General features: G+C 71.9%; 13 protein-coding genes and 1 pseudogene. 8 read left to right on the forward strand and 6 right to left on the reverse strand.

All coding sequences use genetic code 11. The features are described 5' to 3' along the window. Both GTY56_RS40065 and GTY56_RS26460 read right to left on the reverse strand, forming a co-directional pair. A pseudogene (locus GTY56_RS40065) lies at positions 1 to 205 on the reverse strand (hypothetical protein); the annotation flags it as partial. A gap of 456 nt (positions 206 to 661) precedes the next feature. Then, entirely contained in the window at positions 662 to 1,045 is a 384-nt protein-coding gene (locus GTY56_RS26460; protein ID WP_161367826.1) for a VOC family protein, read from the reverse strand. 272 nt (positions 1,046 to 1,317) lie between these two features. Between GTY56_RS26460 and GTY56_RS26465 the strand changes: the two genes are divergently transcribed. Then, a complete protein-coding gene (locus GTY56_RS26465) occupies positions 1,318 to 2,670 on the forward strand; it encodes a diacylglycerol/lipid kinase family protein (RefSeq protein ID WP_161367835.1) in 1,353 nt (450 codons plus the stop codon). 79 nt (positions 2,671 to 2,749) lie between these two features. Here GTY56_RS26465 and GTY56_RS26470 read toward each other — a convergent pair whose 3' ends face one another. After that, positions 2,750 to 3,076: an antibiotic biosynthesis monooxygenase family protein gene (locus GTY56_RS26470; RefSeq protein WP_031113632.1), complete on the reverse strand. Its 327-nt coding sequence runs from the start codon at positions 3,074 to 3,076 to the stop codon at positions 2,750 to 2,752. 113 nt (positions 3,077 to 3,189) lie between these two features. Between GTY56_RS26470 and GTY56_RS26475 the strand changes: the two genes are divergently transcribed. Next, positions 3,190 to 4,140: a DUF1731 domain-containing protein gene (locus GTY56_RS26475; RefSeq protein WP_161367827.1), complete on the forward strand. Its 951-nt coding sequence runs from the start codon at positions 3,190 to 3,192 to the stop codon at positions 4,138 to 4,140. Positions 4,141 to 4,145: 5 nt separating this feature from the next. Here the strand turns inward: GTY56_RS26475 and GTY56_RS26480 are convergent, their stop codons facing one another. Both GTY56_RS26480 and GTY56_RS40070 read right to left on the reverse strand, forming a co-directional pair. Beyond that, positions 4,146 to 5,021: an SCO4651 family lipoprotein gene (locus GTY56_RS26480; protein WP_161367828.1), complete on the reverse strand. Its 876-nt coding sequence runs from the start codon at positions 5,019 to 5,021 to the stop codon at positions 4,146 to 4,148. A gap of 108 nt (positions 5,022 to 5,129) precedes the next feature. Continuing rightward, the gene (locus GTY56_RS40070) at positions 5,130 to 5,279 is read right to left on the reverse strand and encodes a hypothetical protein (RefSeq protein WP_167345921.1); all 150 of its coding nucleotides are present in this window, start codon (positions 5,277 to 5,279) and stop codon (positions 5,130 to 5,132) included. A 140-nt stretch (positions 5,280 to 5,419) separates the two neighbouring features. Here GTY56_RS40070 and GTY56_RS26485 point away from each other — a divergent pair, with 140 nt between their 5' ends. Next, on the forward strand, positions 5,420 to 5,848 hold the full coding sequence (locus tag GTY56_RS26485; RefSeq protein WP_202510773.1) for a hypothetical protein: 429 nt from the start codon (positions 5,420 to 5,422) through the stop codon (positions 5,846 to 5,848). Positions 5,849 to 6,122: 274 nt separating this feature from the next. After that, complete coding sequence (pgm, locus tag GTY56_RS26490) at positions 6,123 to 7,763, forward strand: phosphoglucomutase (alpha-D-glucose-1,6-bisphosphate-dependent) (protein ID WP_161367830.1); 1,641 nt, start codon at positions 6,123 to 6,125, stop codon at positions 7,761 to 7,763. Between the two features lie 54 nt (positions 7,764 to 7,817). Here the strand turns inward: pgm and GTY56_RS26495 are convergent, their stop codons facing one another. Beyond that, complete coding sequence (locus GTY56_RS26495; RefSeq protein WP_161367831.1) at positions 7,818 to 8,309, reverse strand: DUF5949 family protein; 492 nt, start codon at positions 8,307 to 8,309, stop codon at positions 7,818 to 7,820. Positions 8,310 to 8,466: 157 nt separating this feature from the next. Here GTY56_RS26495 and GTY56_RS26500 point away from each other — a divergent pair, with 157 nt between their 5' ends. The 4 genes from GTY56_RS26500 to GTY56_RS26515 all read left to right on the forward strand — a co-directional run. Next, positions 8,467 to 8,754 carry a zinc-ribbon domain-containing protein gene (locus tag GTY56_RS26500; protein ID WP_346345589.1) on the forward strand — a complete coding sequence of 96 codons (288 nt, stop codon included), beginning with the start codon at positions 8,467 to 8,469 and terminating at the stop codon, positions 8,752 to 8,754. 168 nt (positions 8,755 to 8,922) lie between these two features. After that, a complete protein-coding gene (locus GTY56_RS26505; protein WP_161367833.1) occupies positions 8,923 to 9,408 on the forward strand; it encodes an SRPBCC family protein in 486 nt (161 codons plus the stop codon). A 231-nt stretch (positions 9,409 to 9,639) separates the two neighbouring features. Then, complete coding sequence (locus GTY56_RS26510; protein ID WP_161367834.1) at positions 9,640 to 10,641, forward strand: trypsin-like serine peptidase; 1,002 nt, start codon at positions 9,640 to 9,642, stop codon at positions 10,639 to 10,641. Positions 10,642 to 10,746: 105 nt separating this feature from the next. Next, positions 10,747 to 11,240 (forward strand): HEAT repeat domain-containing protein (locus tag GTY56_RS26515; RefSeq protein ID WP_202510774.1); only part of this gene is annotated, 494 nt, incomplete at its 3' end.

Here is an 11,240-nt window from a genome sequence, read left to right on the forward strand (position 1 = left end):
CGGACGGCTCCTCCTCGCACGGACAGGGCTCCTCGGCCCCTTCGGCCCCGGCGCTCGGGGCCGCGCCCGGCTCCGTGGCGTCCGCCGCCGCCGTGACCGGCACCGCCGAGCGCGCCTCGTCCGCGAACCCGGGGGTGACGAGGTGCAGCAGCATCAGCAGGCAGGCCACCAGACCCACCGCCGCTGCCCAACGTCGCCGCACCATCAGACCCCCGACTCGGCCGGCTGCGCCTTCCAGTAGGCCGATCCCGGCTCCGCCCCGTCAAGCCCTGGTGTGACGATTCGTCCCACTCGGGCGCCTGACGCCCGGATTCCAACGGAAAGCGCTGCCGTCCCGCGGGTGTTCAGCTCCCGGAGCCCAGCACCTCGCCCGCTTCGGCGCCCGCAGGTTCAGCGGCTCGTCGAAACCGCTGAACGATGTGGTGGTGCGCTGCGCGGCGCTCTCGTACACCGTCTTCAGCGGGTACGGCTCGCCCTCCTCGGCGACGTGGAAGGCGTACGTCCCTCCTTCGTCCGCCTCGTCGGTCACGACGAGGCGGACGGGAATCCAGCTTGCGCTCGTCGCGTTGGCCTCGTCGAGGATGTCCCCAGCCGGTTCTGGCCTCGCCGGTGCCGCCGGTTCCGCACCTCTTGGCGGGCCGAGGATCTTCTCCGCCGTTGGTCAGGAACTCATGGCGGCTCGGTCGGACGTACTGCGCAGGACGCAGAACTCGTTGCCCTCGGGATCGGCGAGGACCGCCCAGCCCGAACCGTCGGGGTTGCGGTGATCGGCGACGAAGGTGGCACCCAGTCCCAGGAGCCGGTCCACCTCCTGATCGCGCGACGTCTCGGGGCGCAGGCACAGATGGATCCGGTTCTTGACCGTCTTGGCCTCGGGGACCTGGTTGAAGTGCAGCACCGGGCCCTCCGGCAGCACCACCTGGGTCTCCCGGTCGCCGGGCCGGTCCTCCGGATGCAGGGGACGGCCGGTCACCCCGCTCCAGAAGCGGGCCAGCGCGTAGGCATCCGCACAGTCGATCGCCACGTTCTGCACCACAGAGACCATGCGGGCGAGCCTTCCTGATCTTCAGGCCGAACGCCATCGCTTTACGGTTTCGATGTCCCGGACCGAGCCGCCCGGCGCGCGGAACCGCCTTCGTGAGGCCGCGTACGCTACCGGTGGCTCCGCCCTCTTGGATCTTCGCGTCCGACGGGGTCCGCGGCGGGGGAGTCATCCGGAACGGCAGTGGCGGAGCCGACGCGTCGGCGGGCACCATGGTCATGGCCGGGCGCGGTCTCGGGGATCCGCCCGCGCCGGCCTTCGAGCGGAGGGACGAGATGGGATCGGCGATGGACGAACGGTTTCACCGCCGGCAGAGATGGGCGGCCAGGGGCGCTCTGGCCGCGGCCGCCCTGGCGGCTCTGCTGCCGCTCGTCTCCGGCGGTCTGCGAGGGCTGCTCCTGCTCGTGGCGGGCCTTGCGGGACTCGCCCTGACCGCGGCCGCGCTCTGGTGGGTCCTGTCACGGCGGGGAGTGGTCCGCATCGCGGCCGCCGCGCTGGCCGTCGTCGCGCCCGCCGGCCTCGTCACGGCCTTCGCCGCGGCGAACCTGCTGTGGGTGGTCGTCCTGTCCCTGCTCCTGTGGTGCGGGGCGGTGTGGAGCGGCCGCTACGCGCTGCGCAGCACGGGCCTGCGGTCCGTGCGGGTCAAGGAGTACCGCACGCCACCGCCACTGCGCCCCTTCCTGCTGCTCAACCCGCGCTCCGGTGGCGGCAAGGTCGAGAAGTTCAACCTGCGGGAGAAGGCCGAGGCGCTCGGCGCCCAGGTCGTCCTGCTCGACCCGGACCAGCACCAGGACGTCACGGCCCTGGCCAAGGCCGCCGTGGCCGACGGAGCGGACCTCCTGGGGGTCGCGGGCGGTGACGGCACCCAGGCGCTGGTCGCCGCCGTCGCCGTGGAACACGGCCTGCCGTTCCTCGTCATCGCCGCCGGCACGCGCAACCACTTCGCCATGGACCTGGGCCTGGACCGGGACGATCCCTCCACCTGCCTCGACGCCCTCACCGACGGCGTCGAACTCCGCGTCGACCTGGGGTTCGCCGACGACCGCCCGTTCGTCAACAACGCCTCGTTCGGTGTGTACGGGGCCGTCGTCCAGAGCCCCGGCTACCGCGAGGACAAGGTGGGCGCCGCCCTGGAACGGCTGCCCGACCTCCTCACCCGGCAGAGCGGCCCGCGTCTGACGGCCACCGCCGACGGCATCATCGTCTCCGACCCGCAGGCGGTCCTGGTCAGTAACAACGCCTACCGCATGGACGACCCCTTCGGATTCGGCCGGCGCGAGCGGCTCAACTCCGGGCGGCTGGGCATGCTCGCCGTCCGCGTGGACAGTGCCGTGGAAGCGGCCGAACTGCTGCTGTCCCCGCGCCCGGAAGGGCTCACCGTGCTCACCGCCCAGCGCGTCGTCGTCGACGCCGACGAGCCGCAGCTGGAGGTCGGCCTGGACGGCGAGGCGCTCACCATGCCCGCCCCCGTCCACTGCCGCATCGCGCGCCGCGCCCTGCGGGTGCGGGTGCCGCGCAACCGGCCCGGAGTGCCCGAGGCGCCCCCGCGGCTCGACTGGCGCCGGCTGCGCAAACTGGCGGCCGCGGTCGGCCGCACCGCCGTGCCCACACGTTCCCGCCGGGGCTGAGAGCCGCCGCACGACGCCCCCGGGACGTCGGGGTCCCCCATGCTCGCGGCATGGGGGACCCCGTACGTCGAGCCGCCGGTCAGGCCTCCTTCGGCCCGGCCTGCTGCACCACCTCGAAGGACCACAGCGTCGAGCCGCTCGCCGCCGGCTTCGGCCGCTCGCCGCCCTCGCCGCCGCCCTGGTGGGCGGACTTCATGGGCCCCTCCATCCAGGCCTGGAACGACTCCTCGTCACGCCACCGCGTGTAGACGAGGTAGGTGTCGGTGCCCTCCACCGGGCGGAGCAGCTCGAACCACTCGAACCCGTCCGAGTTCTCCACGGCGTGCGCACGGGAGGCGAACCGCTTCTCCAGCGTCTCCCGTTGCTCGGCGGGCACGGTCAGCACGTTGATCTTGACTACGCTCATGGCCCCATCTTGCCCGATGGCGGATCTGCGCAGCTTAAGACCTGCCTCCCCATCTTTTGAACACGTTCAAATGTGGGTTAGGGTCGTTCTCGCACGGCGAGGGGGAGGCCTTCATGAAGTTCGTGATGCCCGGCGGCACCGGACAGGTGGGCACGATCCTGAAGCGCGCGCTGAGCGCTGCGGGACATGATGTCGTGGTGCTCAGCAGGCACCCCGCCGGGCCCGGCGAAGTGCTGTGGGACGGTGCGACCCAGGGGCCCTGGGCGGCCGAGATCGACGGCTGTGATGTCGTGGTCAATCTGGCCGGCCGGAGCGTGAACTGCCGCTACACGCCCGCCAACCTCCGGCAGATGACGGAATCGCGCGTCCACTCCGCCCGGGTCGTGGGCGAAGCCGTCGCCGCGGCGGGCAGACCGCCCCGCCTCTGGCTGCAGATGAGCACCGCGACCGTCTACGCGCACCGCTTCGACGCGCCCAACGACGAGGCCACCGGCGTGATCGGCGGCACCGAACCCGATGTCCCCGGCTACTGGGGCTACAGCGTCGACATCGCCAAGGCCTGGGAGCGCGAGCTGGAGGGCGCGGACACCCCGCGCACCCGGAAGGTGGCCATGCGCGCCGCCATGGTGATGAGCCCGGACCGCGGAGGCGTCTTCGACGTCCTGCTGCGCCTGGCCCGGCTGGGTCTCGGCGGCCCGGTCGCCGGTGGTGCCCAGTACGTGTCCTGGATCCACGACCGGGACTTCGTCCGGGCGGTCGAGTTCCTCGTCGCCCGGGACGGCATCGAGGGCCCGGTCAACCTCGCCGCCCCGGGCCCCGTGCCGCAGCGGGCCTTCATGCGCGCCCTGCGGGCCGCGTCCGGCATCCCCGTCGGCCTGCCCGCGACCCGCTGGATGGCGGAGCTCGGCGCGTTCGTCCTGCGCTCGGACACCGAACTGCTGCTCAAGAGCCGCCGTGTCGTCCCCGGCCGCCTGCTGGAAGCCGGCTTCGCCTTCGAGCACCCCGGGTGGCCGCAGGCCGCAGACGACCTCGTACGACGCCTCCGCGGCCGTGCGGCGGGGTGACCCGGTCAGCTCTGCCGCTTGCCCTGCTCCAGGGCCTTGCCGGTCATGTCGGTGACCTGCCCGGCCGGCGGCTCGCCCGCCTCCACCTCGGTACCGAAGTCGGTGAAGTCCATGACCGTGCGCACCGTGACCTTCCCGGGCGCGGACGAGGCGTCGGCGGAGGACCGCTGCGTCGCCTCCGGGGCCTTGAGGGTCATGTCGATCTGCTGACGGCGCATCCGCCCCTCGTCGTCCAGCCAGACGTCCATGGGCAGGGTCGGGCCGACCTGCTTGCGCAGGGTCTCGCCATTGGGCAGCTCGGCGACGTCGACGGAGACGCGGTAGTGCGTGGTCTCCACACCGTTGACCGTGGCCGTGCCCTTCTTGGTCACGTCCTTGTCGGTGATCGCCTTGGCGTACGCGGCGGACTGCGCCGGATCGCTCATGGACCGGTCGCCGGTGCCCTGCTGCGCGGCGACCTTCCTCAGGTCGATCTTGATCCAGGGCTTGCCGCCGGGCGTACTGCCCTTGGGCATCTTCTGGTAGAGGACCTGGTCGACCACTCGTTGCTCGATCTGTTGCCCCTGCACCGTGAGCGTCATGACGCTGTCGCCGTCGTCCAGGTCCACCGCGCCCTGCCCGTCGGCGGTCTGCGAGGCGCCCTGGGCCGAGGTCTGCACCCGCAGCTTCACCTTGGCGGTGTCCTCCTCGGCCGTCCTGTCGTAGGCCGACCGCACCGCCTGCGTGCCCTGCTCCCGGGCGCCGGCGCTCGATGACGCCGAGGTGCCCTGTGCGCCGTCGCCCGAGTCACCGTCGTCGCCGCAGCCGACCAGCACCGTCCCCGCCAGGGCTCCGGCGACGCCTAAGGCACAGACCCGCCTGCCGTTTCCCGCCCTGCCCATCGAACCAGCTCCTTCTCAGGTGTGTATGGTGCGGCTCAAGTGCCCAAGCCGGGCATGAACACACCTACGGGCCCGAGGAGTTGGATAACGGGAGGAACAGGTGCCCGGTCAGTGGCCGCGGCCCCGGAGCTTGCCGAGGAGGCGCTGGGCCTGGGCCCGCTTGCGGGGGTCGGCAGCTGCCCGCCGTGCCTGCTCCGCCGCCCGCCGCCCCTGCGGGCTCTTGGCGAACTCCTTGATGCGATTCAGCATTCCGGCCATGACGCACCTTCCTTCCTGTGGTGATGTGGCTTGCCTGTGTCATGCGCCTACCCCTCCGGCGCGGTGCTCAGGCACACCTCCGCCCGGTCGGTGCGCGCCCGAATGTGTTTGCCGCCGGAGTCAGAGGCAAGTCGGTGTCCATGACTGAAGAGAACAAGCGCGCGAATCAGAAGACGACCACCGTACGGACCGCCGAGTCCAAGGCCCGCGGCACGGCGGACAAGGCCACCGCCTCGGCGTCCCAGGCGGCGAAGGGCGCCGCGGGCAAGGCCGGTGAGGCGGCGTCAGCCGCCAAGTCCGGCGCGGAGCGCTCCACCGAGACGGCGAAGGCGGCCGCACAGACCGCGGCCAAGGGCGTCGAGGCGGGCCGCCAGGCAGTCGTCACGGCCTCCGGCCACGTCGCCAGCACGGCGAAGACGGCCTGGACGGTCATCGCCCACCGCAAGCTCGTGGCCGCTGGGGTCGGAGCGGGCCTGACCGCCCTGAGCGCGGCGTCCTACGCCGTCGGCCGCCGCGCCGAACGCGGGGCGCACGGCCCCCTCACCCGGCTCACCGGCGGGCGGATCTGAGTACGGCCGGCGCGATGGACGTGCCGGCGCGAGGGAAGCAGGCGGCGCGGCGCGCCACCGGGGGCCCGGTGGTCCGTGGCGCCGCCTCCCCGTGCTCCGGCCCGCCCCCCTCCTCCGTGGGCCGGTGCCCCTGCGTCCTTCACCGTGGTGCCCCTGCGTCCTTCACCGTGGTGCCCCTGCGTCCTTCACCGTGGTGCCCCTCTCGCGCGGCACCACGGTGACGAGGAAGGATGAGACCGCAAGCGAACGATCAACCCTACGGAGGAGCGGGCCCATGCAGCACGAGCGAGCGGGAAGTCCGGCCGGACCCGAGGATCTCGTCGATGTCGCTCGGCTGGTCACCGCGTACTACGCGCGCCGCCCGGACCTGGACGACCCGGGCCAGCGCGTCACGTTCGGGACCTCCGGACACCGCGGATCGTCTCTGGCGGCCGCGTTCAACGACGACCACATCGCCGCGACCAGCCAGGCCATCTGCGAGTACCGCGCCGGTCAGGGCATCGACGGCCCGCTCTTCCTGGGTGCGGACACGCACGCCCTGTCGGAGCCCGCGCGCGTGACCGCCCTGGAGGTGTTCGCCGCCAACGAGGTGACCGTGCTGATCGACGACGCGGACGGCTACACGCCGACTCCGGCCGTCTCGCACGCCATCCTCGCCCACAACCGGGGCCGCACCACCGGCCTCGCGGACGGCGTCGTCGTCACGCCCTCCCACAACCCGCCCGCCGACGGCGGCTTCAAGTACAACCCGCCCAGCGGCGGCCCCGCCGCCTCCGACGCGACCTCCTGGATCCAGGACCGGGCCAACGAGATCATCCGCGGCGGACTGAAGGACGTACGGCGCGTCCCGTACGCCCGCGCCGTCGCGGCCCCCACCACCGGCCGCTACGACTTCCTCGGCACCTACGTCGCCGACCTGCCCGGCGTGCTCGACCTGGACGCGATCCGCGCGGCCGGCGTCCGCATCGGAGCCGACCCGCTCGGCGGGGCGTCGGTGGCCTACTGGGGCCGCATCGCCGAACAGCACGGCCTCGACCTCACCGTCGTCAACCCGCACACCGACCCCACCTGGCGGTTCATGACGCTGGACTGGGACGGCAAGATCCGCATGGACTGCTCGTCGCCGTACGCGATGGCCTCGCTCATCGAACAGCGTGACCGCTTCCAGATCTCCACGGGCAACGACGCCGACGCCGACCGGCACGGCATCGTCACCCCGGACGCCGGCCTGATGAACCCCAACCACTACCTGGCCGTCGCCATCTCCTACCTCTACGGCCACCGCGACCGCTGGCCGGCCACCACCGGCATCGGCAAGACCCTGGTCTCCTCCGCCATGATCGACCGGGTCGCCGCCGACCTGGGCCGGGAGCTGGTCGAGGTGCCCGTCGGATTCAAGTGGTTCGTGGACGGACTGGCGGGCGGCACCATCGGCTTCGGCGGAGAGGAGTCGGCCGGGGCGTCCTTCCTGCGCCGGGACGGCTCCGTGTGGACCACCGACAAGGACGGCATCCTGCTCGCCCTGCTCGCCTCGGAGATCACGGCGGTGACCGGGAAAACCCCCTCCGAGCACTACGCGGCCCTCACGGCCCGCTTCGGCGAGCCGGCTTACGCGCGCATCGACGCCCCCGCCTCCCGCGAGGAGAAGGCCCTGCTCGCCAAGCTCTCCCCGGCCCAGGTCAGCGCCGACACCCTGGCCGGGGACGCGGTCACGGCAGTGCTCACCGAGGCCCCGGGCAACGGGGCAGCCATCGGCGGCATCAAGGTGACCACCGACAACGCCTGGTTCGCGGCCCGCCCCTCGGGCACCGAGGACGTCTACAAGATCTACGCCGAGTCGTTCCTCGGCCCCGACCACCTCGGCCGGGTCCAGGAAGAGGCCAAGTCCGTGGTGCTGACGGCCCTCTCCGCCTGACCCCGGACACAGCACAGCCCGGGCCACCCTCACGTGGCCCGGGCTGTGCGCGCTTCAGCTGCGCAGACTGCGGGCGGGCAGGACGACATGCGCCGCCGCGGCCATCGCGCCCTCGTCGGAGGTGAAGGCGGCGAGCGTCGCGACGTCACCGGGCTCGGCGCCCTGCGGCCAGGGCCGGGTGGTGAAGATGAGGTAGGCGTAGCCGAGTTGGCCCACCGCCTCCAGCCAGGTCTCCGGCGGGACGAACTGCGACTTCAGATGCTGCACGGTCAGGACGGCCGACCCGGGCACGACGAGCAGGCTCACCGGCAGGCTGGGCCGCTGGACCGCGTGGACGAGACCCTCGCCCAGGGGCAGCCCGGCGCTCAGCAGCAGCTGTTCGATGGCCTTCGACGTGCCCTCCGGACCGTTGGCGCCGTCTCCGAGGGAGCAGGCCAGGAGGTAGGGGACGTCCCCGTCGGGGGTCGTGCCCCGCCAGGACTGGACGACCAGGGATCCCAGGTCGTCGGTGGGCACGGACTGCGTTTCGGGTGAGATCGAGGTCACCGCGGAACCGTATCGGCGTACCGTGGGGCACCCGCCCCGCCGTCACCCGACTGGACCAGCGCGCGCCGCGCTCTCCACACGAACGAGGGGCCCGGACCCCCGGTGTGCCCGCGATGAAGGACACTGGATGAAGATCCGACCGGGAAGGACCGAACACGTGATCATCTTCGGCACCAAGGGCTACCTCTACCAGCTGGCGATACTGACGCTGGTGTGCGGCCAGTGCGGGAACCCCGCCGCTCACACGCTCAGGAAGCGCATCACGAAGTTCACCCTGTTCTTCGTCCCGCTGTTCCCGATCTCCACGAAGTACCTGACGCAGTGCACCTTCTGCGGAGCGGAACAGAAGGTGACCAAGGAGCAGGCGGAGCAGCTCCAGACCCAGAGCACCGGCGGCCCGAGCGGCCAGGCGTACGGGCAGCCGCAGCAGCACGACCGGTTCTGATCACGCCGACCGCCCGGCACAGCTCGTCTGCACCTTCCGTCACTGCCGTCGGCTGATCACATCCGATGTGGCAACCCGGGCATCCCGGGTACTCGTCTCCTGCGGGCCCGGACCTGTGTGGGCCGATGGGCCTCCTGCAGTCGATCAGTGAGATACGGAGGCATTCAGATGAGCACCATCAAGGAAACCGTGGAAGTCGACGTCCCCGTCCACACCGCCTACAACCAGTGGACGCAGTTCGAGGAGTTCCCGAACTTCATGGAGGGCGTCGAGGAGGTCAGGCAGCTGGACGACCGCCACAACCACTGGACGACCAAGATCGGTGGGGTACGGCGCGAGTTCGACACCGAGATCGTCGACCAGCTGGCCGACGAGCGGGTCACATGGCGCACGACCAGCGGGGACACGCACCAGAGGGGCTCCGTCCGCTTCGAGCGCCTCGACGACACCCACACCAGGGTGGAGCTCGTCATGGACATCGAGCCCAGCGGAGCGGTGGAGAAGGCCGCGGACGTGATGGGCACCATCGACCGCCGGGTGAAGGGCGACATGAAGCGCTTCAAGCAGTACATCGAGGAGCGCGGAGTCGAATCAGGCGCCTGGCGCGGGCGCGTCCAGCCGGGCGGCCCCAGCGGCTCCGGCCCCATCCTCTGACACCAGCCGCGCACTCCCAGGACCCGGTCTCCACCGTGAGGCCGGGTTCTTCTGTGTCCGGATGTCCCGTTCCGCGTGGAGAGTACGTGCGGTTTCGGCCAACGTCATGACATGCACCTGTCCATTTCGGCCTCCCGGTGGCACGCTGCCCCCTGACCGTCCGCAGTGACACCCCTGCCTGACCGGGTGGAGGCTTCCCGCCGCCCGGCCCCCACAGCAGAAGGAGACCGCGTGATAGGCCGACCCCGCAGCCCCCGCCCGTCCGGCATCCCCGCCCGCCGCTCCGTCCTCGGCGCCCTCGCCGGCATCGCCGCACTCCTGGCGACCGGCGTCACCGCCGCACCGGCGAGCGCCGCACCGGACTCCGGCGCGACGACCCTCTCGGCGCAGGAACGTGCCCTGGCCTTCTGGACCCCGCAGCGGATGCGCGAGGCCACCCCGCTCGACCTCCTCTCCGTCGACCGCTCCGACGTACGGGCACCGGCGCCGCGCACGGGCAAGGCGAAGGTCGTCGCCCCCAGCGCGCCCGCCTCGGCGGCGGGCCCCCTGGCCTTCCCGCACAGCGGCGGACCCTGGTCCGGCGGGGGAGCGGTGACCAAGACCGCGGGGCGGGTGTTCTTCAGCTACCAGGGCCGCACCGCGTCCTGCTCCGGCAACGCCGTCACCAGTGCCAACAAGAGCACCGTGCTCACCGCGGGCCACTGCGTGAAGATGGAGGGTGCCTGGCACACCAACTGGGTGTTCGTACCCGGCTACCGCGACGGGCAGCGCCCGTACGGCACCTGGGCCGCGTCCAAGACCCTGTCCACGCCGCAGTGGACGGCCAGTGAGGACATCAACTACGACATCGGCGCGGCCGTGGTCGCCCCGCTGGACGGGAAGAGGCTCACCGACGTCGTCGGCGGGCAGGGCCTGGCCTTCAACACCGGCTACAACAAGGCCATGTACTCCTTCGGCTTCCCGGCCGCGGCGCCGTACGACGGCGAGAAGTTCATCTACTGCAGCGGCACCACCACCCGCGACTTCCTGCTGTCCAATGACCACGGTCTGACCTGCAACATGACCGGAGGCTCCAGCGGAGGCCCCTGGTTCACCCAGTTCAGCGAGGCCACCGGGACCGGCCTGCAGTCCTCGGTGAACAGCTTCAAGTACAACTTCTTCCCGAACTCCATGTACGGCCCGTACTTCGGCACGGACGCCCAGAACCTGTACCAGAGCGCCCAGTCGTCCTGATCCGCCGCCCCACCGGGAGCCGGGTGCTCCACCACGATGTGGTGGAGCACCTCGGACGTGGGCAACCTTCGCCTCCCCCGATGGTCTGTCTATGCGGGGGTGTTCATGGGAGAGGACCATCAGATCGCCTTTCTCCTGCGGGAGTCGGCGCAGCCGGATCCACAGCGGCGTGCCGCGGCGTTGAAGGGGCTGGGCAGGATCGGCCGGGCCGAGCACGTCCGTGTGCTCACCGAAGCGGCCGACGACCCCGACCCGGCCGTGCGCGCGGCCGCCGCCCTGGGCCTGGGCCGGCTCGGCGTCCCGGAGGCCGGCGCGGAGGCGCTGCCCGTCCTGATGGGCGACGCGCATGCGGACGTACGGCGCAGGGCCTCGGTCGCCGCCGCCCGGCTCGGACTCGGCGGGCCGGCGATCACCCGGGCCTTCGCCCGCCTGCTCTCCGATCCGGACCACCACGTCCGGATCAACGCCCTGGACGGGCTGTCGGCCCTGGGCGTGCCCGGGGACGCCACCGCCCTGGCCGCCCTGCTCGGTGACCCGGACCCCGCCGTGTGGGGGCGGGCCCGGAACCTGCTGCACACCTGCGGTGAAGACCCGGCCGT

Source organism: Streptomyces sp. SID5643, from assembly GCF_009872555.1.
GTDB lineage: Bacteria > Actinomycetota > Actinomycetes > Streptomycetales > Streptomycetaceae > Streptomyces > Streptomyces iakyrus.

What these genes read in the sequence shown, in the direction of transcription:
- GTY56_RS26460 (WP_161367826.1), bottom strand. Translation starts at nt 1,045, where the DNA reads ATGGTCTCTGTGGTGCAGAACGTGGCGATCGACTGTGCGGATGCCTAC.
- GTY56_RS26480 (WP_161367828.1), bottom strand. Translation starts at nt 5,021, where the DNA reads ATGGGCAGGGCGGGAAACGGCAGGCGGGTCTGTGCCTTAGGCGTCGCC.
- GTY56_RS26505 (WP_161367833.1), top strand. Translation starts at nt 8,923, where the DNA reads ATGAGCACCATCAAGGAAACCGTGGAAGTCGACGTCCCCGTCCACACC.
- GTY56_RS40070 (WP_167345921.1), bottom strand. Translation starts at nt 5,279, where the DNA reads ATGGCCGGAATGCTGAATCGCATCAAGGAGTTCGCCAAGAGCCCGCAG.
- GTY56_RS26465 (WP_161367835.1), top strand. Translation starts at nt 1,318, where the DNA reads ATGGGATCGGCGATGGACGAACGGTTTCACCGCCGGCAGAGATGGGCG.
- pgm (WP_161367830.1), top strand. Translation starts at nt 6,123, where the DNA reads ATGCAGCACGAGCGAGCGGGAAGTCCGGCCGGACCCGAGGATCTCGTC.
- GTY56_RS26485 (WP_202510773.1), top strand. Translation starts at nt 5,420, where the DNA reads ATGACTGAAGAGAACAAGCGCGCGAATCAGAAGACGACCACCGTACGG.
- GTY56_RS26475 (WP_161367827.1), top strand. Translation starts at nt 3,190, where the DNA reads ATGAAGTTCGTGATGCCCGGCGGCACCGGACAGGTGGGCACGATCCTG.
- GTY56_RS26470 (WP_031113632.1), bottom strand. Translation starts at nt 3,076, where the DNA reads ATGAGCGTAGTCAAGATCAACGTGCTGACCGTGCCCGCCGAGCAACGG.